Source organism: Emergencia sp. 1XD21-10, from assembly GCF_009936045.1.
GTDB classification, from domain to species: domain Bacteria; phylum Bacillota; class Clostridia; order Peptostreptococcales; family Anaerovoracaceae; genus Senimuribacter; species Senimuribacter intestinalis.
The window spans coordinates 167412-178686 of record NZ_QWEQ01000003.1 but is presented as its reverse complement, the minus strand read 5'-3'; the positions used below and the strand labels follow the sequence as shown (position 1 = coordinate 178686).

Below are 11275 nucleotides of genomic sequence, written 5' to 3'. Positions count from 1 at the left end.
GGGCAGGTATCGTGATACCTGCCCTTTTAAGATGTCAATTTTGAAAAATCTATCATGCGTATACGAAACACGATCGTTATGAAAATACTAGCAGGGGGAAAGATGCTTTGGACAAAGCCGGAATTCAAGTGATTTCTTGTGACAGGCGGGACGATATCGACATTACAGAGGGGATACAATGCTTGAAAATATACCATCTGAATCGACGATGACTGAATTGCTCGAACAATCCTTGTTTGAAACCTGGCAAAAGTTATGTACGGCGATTGACGAAAAATACGAAATGAAGTTAGACAGAGGTTTTTCCTGTTTTTAAAATATAAAAAGGAGTTGCGTCATAAAAGATATGAATGGCAAGAAGATTTTTATAAATGTAGCAGATACTTTTTGTTAAACCGTGACAAAAATAAAAAAACAAGTTATACTAATTTTGAAAAAGCAAATTTGATGTATTTATCTATAGCGCATAATATAAGAAAACGGAGAGTCTTAATTCGAATAGCTATTCGCCCTTTGCATTAGATTGCATTTTTATTTATCATTCTGGGGGATTTTGTTTTGAAAGGGGACTGATTGAACTCATGAATGAAGTTGAGGCTGCGTGTAAAGGGTATAAACGTCAATTTAAGAGGTGAAGTGTTTGTGTGTAATCAAGAAGAGAAATCAGTATTATGTAAACACCTAATTGATGATGAAATTGAAGAATTAAAAAGAGAATCATTAACTTCGCTTGGACGAGCTGCAGAATATAATGAAAAAAGCAATTTTCTTAAAGAACAAAGTGATGCATTTTCAGATTGACTTTTTTCATGGAAAGTCCTTTATTGAGCCTCAATCTAAAATTTATTATGAGATAAGGAATACGGGAGTTTTGCTGTATGAAAAATAGAAATGTTATGCAGAAACAAGACATCTATGCCTATTTAAAAACGAAGAATATCCGGCATGAGATTATAGAGCACAAGGCGGTGTATAATATGGAAGAGGATTCCAAACTACAATTGCCTTATCCGGAAGCCGATGGGAAGAATTTGTTTATTCGAGACGACAAGAAAAGAAATTACTATTTGCTCACCGTGAAGGGTGATAAAAAAGTAAACCTGAAAGCGTTTAGAGAAAAGAATCATACCCGTGCCTTGAGCTTTGCGCCGGAGCATGATTTGATGGATATGCTGGGAGTAACTGCGGGCGCTGTAACGCCCTTTGGCTTGCTTAACGATAGTGAGCGAAAGGTGCAGTTTTGTATTGATAAAGATTTTTTTGGCGGTTCCCAAATGATTGGGGTGCATCCAAATGACAATACGGCAACTGTATACCTCAAGGTGGAGGACTTGATTCGCATTATAGAAGAACATGGAAATCAGATATATGTCGTAGAGTTTTAAAAAGGAGAAACCTATTGGTCATTGCACAGGATGCGCAGGCGAATCCTGTTGGATTCAAGGGTGTGGAAAACCGGAAACTGGAAATGCTGTTTATCGTGCCGCAGGCGGTTGGCTTCTATACCCACATGGGATTTCGGCTTGCTCGGCGGACGGAAATCGATGAGCAGGGGCATCCGTATCCGATTTTGTATATGAAATTGGATGCATAAAGCAGCGTGCAGGGGATTTTTGATTCTGTACTATAAAGCAGATGCTGATTTTCTGTATTGCGCACTGAACTTTTGTGAAGTATAATAATGCCATATGCATGGAAAGGAGGGGAAGTGCTTGAAAGTGGAATCTTTGACGGGTTATTTGATGTCAGAAGACAGAAAAATCGCTGAGATTGAGAATGGGAAAATCCTTAAGTTTGACAGCGCTTTGCTGCCGCTGTATTTAAAGAGAACAGAGGACATAGCGGGATGGCTGGCAGGTCGTGCCATTGATACGCATCGGGTAAATTCCCGTCTGCTGAAAAAAGTGCTTCGTCTGCATACCGCTGATGATGCGGAAACTGCCTTGTCCGTCAATGGTGCAACCATTACAGATACTTACTGGATTTGCCCTGCGGATCATCTGGTGCATTACGCAGATGTTTGCTTTAAAGAAAATGATTTTGATGGTCTTGCCCTTTATGGTGACCCTGACAGCTTTTCACAGAGACCTTCCAGAACACCGGAGTTGACCAACATTGGGAGTTATGAAAAATGCTGGCGTCGAAAGGATGGCGCCTGGTGGATGTATAAGGCGGGAACACCTTGGGAGTATTTTTCGGAGTTGTTCATTTGCAGACTGGGTCTTGAGATGGGGTTTTCTATGGCATGGTATGAGATGGAAGAAGGTTATATCAGAACCAAAGATTTTACAGGCGGTGCCAAAATGAATTTTGAAACGGCAGATGGTGTGATGGGCGAAGAGGACGATTATGCCCGGAGCTATAAAAAGTTATGCGCGCTAAATCCTGCTTTGGGGTCTGATTATTTGAAAATTCTCTGGATGGATACCCTTTGCTTTAACATGGATCGACATACGAAAAATTTTGGACTGCTGCGAGATAGGACGAGTGGCAGGATTTTAAAAATGGCGCCGAACTATGATAATAATATTGCACTGGTTTCCAGAGGTTACAGCCGTGATATCAGCCGCGGTGCAGATGGATTGATTCGATTTTTTCGCGAGTTTATACAAGAACAGCCGGAAGCAAAAGATGTGCTTTGTAAATTAATCGCCTCCAGCGAAATTCCACTTGTTACAGAGGAAATGCTTTTGAGTGTTCTTGCGGAAACAGATGCCGAGCTTCCCGGCGCAGGCGTGGATCTGGATTATATAAAACAATTTGTGGAAAACGGGCAGAAGCAGCTGCTTGCAATATTAGATTTATAAAACATTGCTGGAACTTTCGCTATACCTTTTCTGATGGGAACAGATCCCCTTGTACTATAGGTGCAAATACGTTACAATAAAACACACTACAGGAGGAAAGAACATGAAACCGGTTATCAGCAAATCTGCCCATATTGCGAAAGAAAGTATTTTGATTGGAGATGTGCATGTAGGCAATGAGGCAACGGTGCTGTATTATGCTGTTTTACGGGGAGATAATGGGCGTATCAGTGTTGGAGAACGGACCAACATTCAGGAGCACTGTGTGCTGCACACTGACCCTGGACATCAGGTTCTGATTGGAAATAACGTAACAGTAGGTCACGGCTGTATTCTTCACGGCTGTCAGATTGACGATGAAACGATGATTGGCATGGGCTCCATCGTTATGAATGGTGCGAAGATTGGAAAGCACTGTCTGATTGGCGCGGGCAGCCTGGTCACAGAAAACACAGTAATTCCGGATGGATTTCTTGCTCTTGGCAGACCGGCAAAACCTATAAGACCGCTGAATCAGGATCAGCTGGCGATGCTAAAAGAGAGTGCTGCTGAGTATGTGGAAACGGGGCGGAAGCTACTGGATTAAAATAACTATTTTCATTTTAGATGATATGAGTACAAACGGGCATTTTTATGGTAATATATATATGCAAAGATAAAAACACAAACGCAGAAATTTTATTGCAAGATTCCTGCAGAACCGGTAGGTAGTCCGGTCGCACCGATTTGGTGTAAGTAACCCTCCCTCCTTAGGGTCGTCCGTTCTTTGTGCATTACAATTATTTTAAGGAGGAATTGTCATGGACAAGGTATCGGGAAAGCTGACCGTATTTTTTGAAGAACCTTTTTGGGTAGGCGTCTTTGAGCGTGTAGAAAAGGGAAAACTATCAGTGTGCAGGGTGGTTTTCGGTGCAGAGCCGAAAAGCTACGATGTATATGATTTTGTTTTAAAGAACTACAATCAGTTGCGATTCAGTCCGGCTGTGGAGGCGGCCTTTCAGAAGGCCAGTATCAATCCGAAGCGCGCCCAGCGCCAGATTCACAGGCAGGTGCAAAACCAAGGTATTGGAACCAAATCTCAGCAGGCGTTGAAACTGCAGCAGGAACAGATGAAAACGGAGCGCAAGGCAGAAAGCCGAAAGAGGAAAATGGTCGAGAAGAAGCGCCAGTTTGCGTTGAAACAGCAAAAAAAGAAAGAAAAGCATAGGGGCAGATAGCTGCCTCTATGTTTTTTATCTTAAGTATGATAAACTATAAACGAAAAATAAAGTGGAGGATTGCGATGGAACTTGGAATTACTATCCCGCTGCAGCGTTTTTTGAAACGAAAACAGCCAGCCTACGGTGGAATGACTGACCTTTTTTTCTGCTGGGATTTGCACAATGTCACTTACCAGGGCAGAGATGTCCTTTTAGTTGTAAATGCGTCTAATCGATTTACCTGTGTCACAGCGAACTTGTGCGCAGCAGATTGGACAAACCTGGAGGAAATGGTGCAAAAAACCATAACCGAAGGATTACTGGCAGAGGGATACAGCTGGGAACAGGTGTATTGCTATCTGCAAGCAGCAGGCGAGGTATGGATTACAAAGACTCATGGGCGCAGACCGGTTGCTGCATTGAATCGCGCAGTGGAGCGGCTTAGCTGGATGGCAGAGCCGATGTCAGAAGAGCGACAGTTTCAAGAAGTCCACAGTAGATGGGTCAATGAAGAACTTTGCAAAACCGCAGGTTTTGTACAGCGAGGAAAACCCAAAGACTTTTTTTCTGCTGAGCTGGAACAGATATTATAAAGAAATCTTATCATTTCTCAGGAACTCCTAGATATATTTGCTGTGCTGCAGATTCTCGTAAGCCTTGAGAAGAAGAAAAAAATAGTATATAATGAACACAACTTTTCAACGGAAGAAATAATTTTAAACTGAGAGGAGAAGCAAATGGGAACAGAGACGATTAAGACGGAGAGGTTGACACTTAGAAAATTTTACATAGACGATGCGAAGGCGATGTACCGCAATTGGGCGTCTGACTGCGAAGTAACCAGGTTCTTAACATGGCCTGCCCATGATAATATAGAAGTAACCAGGACAGTGCTGAAGGATTGGGAACAGCAGTATGCTGATGAAAATTTTTATAACTGGGCTATTGTGCTAGATGAGGTTGGCGAACCAATCGGCAGTATTGGCATGGCTGCAGCGGATTCGGACACTCGTATGATTGCCATTGGATACTGTATTGGAAAAAAATATTGGCATCAGGGTATTGCGTCGGAGGCACTGCAGGCTGTCATCGATTTTCTGTTTCAGAAAACTAATTATAATCGGATTGAAGCTAGACACGATGTATTCAATCCCCATTCCGGTATGGTGATGAAAAAATGCGGTATGCAGTACGAGGGGACTTTGCGCGAAGTAGCGAGGGATAATACAGGGCTTTCAGACTGCCGATATTACTCCATTCTCAGAAAGGATTACGAAGCAAAAGCAGAAACCGGGCAGATTGCCTTTGAAGAAACGGAGAAAACCGATGTGATTGCGTCCTTTGAAGGAAAGCTGCGGGAGAAGACGGTTGGATACGCTCGTATTGCCCACTATGATGGAAGAGCAACGGAGCTTTGCGGCATCTGGCTGACCGATGAGGGAAAAGAGCTTTTGGAAATTACCGCTTTTGCGGAAGGCTTCTTCACGTTTTTAAAAGAACGTGGATATGAGGAGTTGTATCTGGAAAATGAGGATATGGATTTTGGCGATAGGTTTGGATTTACGTTGGAGTCGCGGGACGCTTCAGGCTGGTATCCGAAGTATGAGTTCCGGAGAAAACTAGTGTAGCCTTAAAAATAATTGCGACAAAATCAAAGCAAACATGACACACTGCTGTCGTGTTTGCTTTGCTATTATGAGGATACTATACAAAAGAGGAGATTTTATTTATGAAAATCGACCGGCTAATCGGCATTTTATCTGTGCTTTTGCGATGTGAACAGGTTACAGCGCCAGAACTTGCAGAACGCTTTGAAGTGTCCAGAAGAACCATCAACAGAGATATCGAAGTCCTCTGCAAGGCGGGGATTCCTATTGCGACCAGTCAGGGAAGCGGCGGAGGCATTTCTATTATGGATGGCTACAAAATTGACAGAACACTGCTTACGACAAAGGATATGCAGATGATTTTAGCAGGTCTGCGGAGCCTTGACAGTGTTAGCGGAAGCAGTTATTATGAGCAGCTGATGGAAAAGTTAAAGCCTGGCGCGTCGAGCTTTACCTGCGGCAGCGATTTTATGCTGATTGATTTGTCTTCTTGGTACAAAGAGACTCTGGCGCCGAAGATTCAGTTGATGCAGGAGGCGATTTCGGAGAAAAGGAAGCTGACATTTCGGTATTATTCGCCGAAAGGAGAAGAAATGCGAACGGTGGAGCCGTATTACCTGGTATTTCACTGGTCCAGCTGGTATCTGTGGGCGTGGTGCGAAAAGAGACAGGATTTTCGTCTGTTTAAGCTCAATCGGATGACCTACGTGGAAAAGGTGGGGGAATGCTTTGCTGGGCGTGATGTACCTTTTCCGGAACTTTCTAACGAGAAAATTTTTCCGGGAGAAATCAAGGTAAAAGCACTCTTTGAAGCCGGGGCAAAATGGCGATTGATTGAGGAGTTTGGAGTGGACTCTTTTCGAGAGCAGGAAGATGGAAGGCTGCTTTTTTGTGCGGACTATACCGACAAGGAAAGTCTGCTGACATGGTTGCTTACTTTCGGAGCGCAGGCGGAACTTTTGCAGCCGGAAGAACTACGAGAAGAATTGCGCCAGATAATCCAAAAAATGGAGGAAAAATACAATGGAGTACATCAAACTGACTGAAGAAAATCTGGAAAAAGAGCACATTTGCTGTGCCATATCATCGAATAGAGACCCGCAGGTGACCAGCAAGAAAGGCTGGCTGAAAGAACGGTTTGCAGATGGTTTAGTGTTTCTGCGGGCTGATACCAGGGGAAAGTGCTTTATCGAGTATATCCCTGCGGAAAAGGCGTGGCTGCCTATTGAGGCTGAAAATTACATGCACATTAACTGCTTTTGGGTGTCGGGTGCAAGCAAGGGGCACGGCTATTCCAGCGAACTTCTGCGCACCTGTATTGCAGACGCAAAAGCACAGGGTAAATCGGGTCTTTCAATCATTTCATCTGAAAAAAAGAAAGGTTTTCTGTCTGATCCAAAGTATCTGCAGCATAAAGGCTTTCTGCTTGCTGATACGGCGGAACCGTATTTTACGCTGCTGTATCTGCCGTTTTCGGCGGACGCGGCAAAACCCGTATTTCGTCCCAATGCGAAGCAACCGGCGCTGAAAGAGGAGGGCTTTACGCTGTATTACACCAGCGGCTGTCCTTTCACCGCAAAATATGTGCCGGTGATTGAAAACCTGGCAGAGGCAAAGGGTATCGCTTTTGAGAAGAGAAAAATCGAAACCTGTGAGCAGGCGCAGAATGCGCCCATGGCATGGACCAATTACGGACTGTTTTATAATGGAACTTATATCACCCATGAAATTCTTTCAGAAAAAAAGTTTGAACGTCTCTGTGAAACTTTGCTTTGACGAAATCGGGTAAGAAAGGAGTAAAAGGATGGCATCTCATTTAGAATTCGTAGAATATGTGGCAGGACAGCTTTCGGAAGCGGGAGAAATCACATACCGGAAAATGTTCGGCGAGTACGGCATGTATCTGGACGGTAAAATTTTTGCGGTCATTTGCGATGACCAGCTGTTCATCAAGGTAACTGAGGCAGGGCGCAGGCTCGCACCCCAGCTGACCCTTGCGCCGCCTTATGAAAGTGCGAAGGATTATTTTCTTTTTGAAGATATCGACAATCGGGAATTTCTAGTCAGCTTTGTGAAAACAACGTGGGCGGATCTGCCTATGCCGAAACCGAAGAAAAAGAAGGTGAAGTAACAATGGCGTTTGATTATAAAAAGGAATACAAAGAGTTTTATCAACCGGGGAAGAAGCCGTCTTTGGTGGAAGTGCCCAAGATGCGTTATATTGCAGTTAGGGGAGAGGGAGACCCCAATGAAGAGGGAGGCGCGTACAAAGAAGCTATCGGATTACTATATGCCATTGCTTTTACGATTAAGATGAGCAAATTGGGCAGCCATCGCATTGAGGGCTATTTTGACTATGTAGTGCCTCCGCTGGAAGGATTTTGGTGGCAGGAAGGCGTGCAGGGCGTCGATTTCAGCAGGAAAGAAGATTTTCAGTGGATTTCAGCCATTCGGCTGCCGGATTTTGTGACCAGAGAAGAATTCGACTGGGCGATCTCGGAAGCAACAGCAAAGAAGAAACGGGATTTCTCCTAAGAAAGTGTTAAAACACTCGCCTAAGAGGACAAGGGAAAAGGTAACAAGTAAAACTAAATATAGATTTTGTAACTGTCGCTATAGCTCAGCTGGATAGAGCGACCGCCTCCTAAGCGGTAGGTCGGAGGTTCAAATCCTCTTAGCGACGCTGAAAACATCGCCGAAAACATTGATTTTTCAAGGTTTTCGGCGTTTCTCATTTTCCAAATAAATTTGAACTCGTAGCAATGTGCGATTAGCAGGAGCGATTTTTGCTAATCAGATTTGACTAAAGAGAAATTGAACTGTTAATTATCGTCACCGATTAGCTTGCTAATGATTAGCAAGAAATTTGATGTTTTTGCTAATCAAAATGGCTCTCCTGCTAATCGGAGAAAAAATCGTGCTAAAAAGTCTGCTAATTGAAAAGGCAAAAGTTACTCGTTCAAAGAGCTTTTTTCTGGTGTTACATAATCCCGTATGTTTGAATATATTGCCGTCCGTTTATATAATGAAAGAAAAAAGGACGGTGATATGAATGAGAGAAAAGAAAAATCATTTATATGTGGATAGTGAAGAACGAAAACTCCTGTTGCATAGCCTTGTGGGATTAAAAAATCAGCTCATACAGCAAGGAAGATATACGGATTGCGTTGATGAGCTTATTATCAAGGTTATCCATGCACCTGTAAAAAAGTTAAGGGTAGAAATGGCAGGAAGAAGTGATGTGTGATAAGGAATTTAAAGAACTGGTGAAAATAGCGGTCGAGAAACTAAAAGATGAATCTGTATTGAAACTGTTACAAGCGGATGCAAGTTATCAAAAGGATAGTAACAATGAGGGAAGTGCAGAGGATGCCTTTAATCAGCTTGATTTGACAGAGAAACAAAGGGAAGTTTGTCAACATCTTATAGATTGCAGGGATAAGCAGGATTTTGAATACGGTACTCATGCGTATATTGCAGGACTGATAGATGCGTTTCATATTATGGCGGTATTGTTCCCAGAGAAATGGGATACAGAGAGAATAAGGGAAGCTTTATCACGAAAGAACAGGTAAGGCAGATAATAAAACTGAATATATTTTTACATAGCCGATTGGTGTAGTTTATAACAAAACAGCCAGTCGGCTTTTTTTATTGCCATGAATCCTTTACATAGCCACCTTGACAAAGTGGCTAAATTTATGCGAAAGGAGGACGCACCTATGTCAAATTGCAAAGTGATTGCTTTAACCAACCAGAAAGGCGGTGTCGGCAAGACCACCACAGCGGTCAATCTTGGAGTAACTCTGGCACAACAGGGTAAGAAAGTCCTGCTCATTGATGCCGATGCACAGGCAAATTTAACCATGTCGCTCGGTTACAGCCGACCAGATGATTTACCCAATACACTCTCAACCATTATGCAGGATATTATTGATGATAAATCCGTCGATGTTTCCAAAAGCATCCTGCACCATGACGAGGGCGTTGACCTGCTCCCGTCTAACATTGAACTGTCGGGCTTGGAAGTAAGGCTGATTAACGCCATAAGCCGTGAAAGTGTACTGAAAACCTGCATCCATGAGGTAAAAAAGAATTATGATACTGTCCTTATTGACTGTATGCCGAGTTTAGGTATGCTCACAATCAATGCACTTGCGGCGGCTGACAGCGTGGTTATCCCGACACAGCCCCATTATCTTTCTGCAAAGGGCTTAGAGCTGTTGCTTCGCTCCGTGTCTAAAGTCAAGCGGCAAATCAATCCCCATCTGCGGATTGACGGTATATTGATGACGATGGTAATGCCACGCACGAACATCTCTAAAGAGATTACTGCAACGGTAAAGAGTGCCTACGGGCAGAGGATTAAAGTTTTCGATGCCCAGATACCTCATTCCATCCGTGCGGTAGAAGCCACCGCAGAGGGCAAGAGCATTTTTGCCTACGACAAAGGCGGCAAGGTAGCCGCAGCTTATGAGCAGTTTGGAAAGGAGGTAGCAAAGATTGGCGAGAAGCAAAAGAACAGGAATCGAGCTGACTGCATACGATGACCTCTTTGAAACAGACGAGAGCCGAGCAGAAGCGAATCTAAGCAAGATAAGGGAGATAGCCATTTCCGAAATTGATGAGTTCCCAGACCACCCATTTAAGGTTTTGATGAATGAGGATATGGAGCAGCTTGTTGAAAGTGTCAGTCGGAGCGGCGTAATGACCCCTGCGACAGTTCGGCAAAAAGAGGACGGACGGTACGAGCTTATCAGCGGTCACAGGCGGAAAAAGGCTTGTGAGCTTGCAGGGCTTGAAACTCTGAAATGTGAGGTTAAGGAGCTGACACATGATGAAGCAATTATTGTCATGGTTGAAAGTAATCTCCAACGCTCTGTTATTCTGCCGAGTGAGAAAGCCTTTGCATATAAGATGCGGTTAGAAGCTATGAACAGGCAAGGACAGAGAAGTGATTTAACTTCTGTGCCAGTGGCACAGAAGTCAGAAAACAAAACTTCTCGTGAGAAATTAAGTGAGCTTGTTGGCGAAAGCCAAGACCAAGTACGTCGCTTTATCCGCTTAACTGAACTTGTACCCGAAATTCTGCAAATGGTAGATGAACGCCAGATTGCTTTTCGTCCTGCGGTAGAGATTTCTTATCTTTCCGAGGAACAGCAATACACCCTGCTTGAAGCAATGGGCTACAATGATGCCACGCCTTCACTTGCACAGGCTATCAAAATGAAAAAGTTTATGCAGGAGGGAAAGCTCACGGACGAGGTTATCCAGAGCATTATGCAGGAGGATAAGCCGAACCAGAAAGAGAAGCCTGCCTTTAAGGACGAGCGGATAACCAAGCTCATACCAAAATCCATCCCCAGAGGGCAGGAAACGGATTTTGTCGTAAAGGCGTTGGAGTTTTATAACCGCCACTTGCAGCGGAACAAGGCTCACGAGAGGTAAGGCAGGAAAGATGGGGATTTTGAAGTGGACACCGAGGGGAAAGTCTGCCCTTTGGGAAACAGAAAAAATTTTTTAACTTCCCCCTCTCCACACCTCTCCCCCTAGATACTGCCAGTAACTATCCGAGAAAAGAACTATTAAAGGCTGTCCACATGGGCGGCTTTTTTTCTGCCAGAAGTCAACTATCAACACGAGAATGAACAGGAGGTAATGA

The 11275-nt window shown here is 43.7% G+C and carries 17 protein-coding genes and 1 tRNA gene; all 18 read left to right on the top strand.

Features of this window, described 5'->3' with window-relative positions; all coding sequences use genetic code 11:
* The first annotated feature begins 178 nt into the window (after positions 1-178).
* The 18 genes from D1151_RS17215 (at position 179) to D1151_RS02225 (ending at position 11061) form a co-directional block, all read left to right on the top strand.
* Entirely contained in the window at positions 179-316 is a 138-nt protein-coding gene (locus tag D1151_RS17215; protein WP_161907785.1) for a DUF3788 family protein, read from the top strand.
* Between the two features lie 326 nt (positions 317-642).
* Positions 643-801, top strand: coding sequence for a hypothetical protein (locus D1151_RS02305; RefSeq protein ID WP_161880242.1), 159 nt, complete (start codon positions 643-645; stop codon positions 799-801).
* Between the two features lie 77 nt (positions 802-878).
* Entirely contained in the window at positions 879-1385 is a 507-nt protein-coding gene (locus tag D1151_RS02300; RefSeq protein ID WP_243151139.1) for a prolyl-tRNA synthetase associated domain-containing protein, read from the top strand.
* A 14-nt stretch (positions 1386-1399) separates the two neighbouring features.
* On the top strand, positions 1400-1594 hold the full coding sequence (locus D1151_RS16780) for a hypothetical protein (RefSeq protein ID WP_243151138.1): 195 nt from the start codon (positions 1400-1402) through the stop codon (positions 1592-1594).
* Between the two features lie 118 nt (positions 1595-1712).
* Positions 1713-2807, top strand: coding sequence for a hypothetical protein (locus D1151_RS02290; protein ID WP_160202833.1), 1095 nt, complete (start codon positions 1713-1715; stop codon positions 2805-2807).
* A 103-nt stretch (positions 2808-2910) separates the two neighbouring features.
* Positions 2911-3393: a gamma carbonic anhydrase family protein gene (locus tag D1151_RS02285; RefSeq protein ID WP_160202832.1), complete on the top strand. Its 483-nt coding sequence runs from the start codon at positions 2911-2913 to the stop codon at positions 3391-3393.
* A gap of 214 nt (positions 3394-3607) precedes the next feature.
* Positions 3608-4024, top strand: a complete 417-nt coding sequence (locus D1151_RS02280; protein ID WP_161907784.1) for a YjdF family protein — start codon at positions 3608-3610, stop codon at positions 4022-4024.
* A gap of 65 nt (positions 4025-4089) precedes the next feature.
* Positions 4090-4599, top strand: coding sequence for a hypothetical protein (locus D1151_RS02275; protein WP_160202830.1), 510 nt, complete (start codon positions 4090-4092; stop codon positions 4597-4599).
* Positions 4600-4743: 144 nt separating this feature from the next.
* A complete protein-coding gene (locus D1151_RS17000; RefSeq protein ID WP_160202829.1) occupies positions 4744-5634 on the top strand; it encodes a GNAT family N-acetyltransferase in 891 nt (296 codons plus the stop codon).
* Between the two features lie 101 nt (positions 5635-5735).
* A complete protein-coding gene (locus tag D1151_RS02265) occupies positions 5736-6659 on the top strand; it encodes a YafY family protein (RefSeq protein ID WP_161907783.1) in 924 nt (307 codons plus the stop codon).
* A complete protein-coding gene (locus tag D1151_RS02260) occupies positions 6637-7389 on the top strand; it encodes a GNAT family N-acetyltransferase (RefSeq protein ID WP_160202827.1) in 753 nt (250 codons plus the stop codon). The genes D1151_RS02265 and D1151_RS02260 overlap by 23 nt, the downstream gene beginning before the upstream one ends.
* Before the next feature lie 28 nt (positions 7390-7417).
* On the top strand, positions 7418-7744 hold the full coding sequence (locus tag D1151_RS02255; RefSeq protein WP_160202826.1) for a TfoX/Sxy family protein: 327 nt from the start codon (positions 7418-7420) through the stop codon (positions 7742-7744).
* A 2-nt stretch (positions 7745-7746) separates the two neighbouring features.
* Entirely contained in the window at positions 7747-8148 is a 402-nt protein-coding gene (locus D1151_RS02250; RefSeq protein ID WP_161907782.1) for a GyrI-like domain-containing protein, read from the top strand.
* Positions 8149-8222: 74 nt separating this feature from the next.
* A tRNA-Arg gene (locus tag D1151_RS02245) sits at positions 8223-8296 on the top strand.
* 369 nt (positions 8297-8665) lie between these two features.
* On the top strand, positions 8666-8860 hold the full coding sequence (locus D1151_RS02240) for a hypothetical protein (protein ID WP_044947940.1): 195 nt from the start codon (positions 8666-8668) through the stop codon (positions 8858-8860).
* Positions 8853-9188 (top strand): hypothetical protein, encoded by a 336-nt coding sequence (locus tag D1151_RS02235; RefSeq protein ID WP_135325544.1) that lies wholly within the window; start codon positions 8853-8855, stop codon positions 9186-9188. Before D1151_RS02240 ends, D1151_RS02235 begins: the two co-directional genes overlap by 8 nt.
* A 147-nt stretch (positions 9189-9335) precedes the next feature.
* Positions 9336-10163: a ParA family protein gene (locus D1151_RS02230; RefSeq protein WP_161907781.1), complete on the top strand. Its 828-nt coding sequence runs from the start codon at positions 9336-9338 to the stop codon at positions 10161-10163.
* Positions 10117-11061: a ParB/RepB/Spo0J family partition protein gene (locus tag D1151_RS02225; protein ID WP_161907780.1), complete on the top strand. Its 945-nt coding sequence runs from the start codon at positions 10117-10119 to the stop codon at positions 11059-11061. The genes D1151_RS02230 and D1151_RS02225 overlap by 47 nt, the downstream gene beginning before the upstream one ends.
* Positions 11062-11275 lie beyond the last annotated feature (214 nt).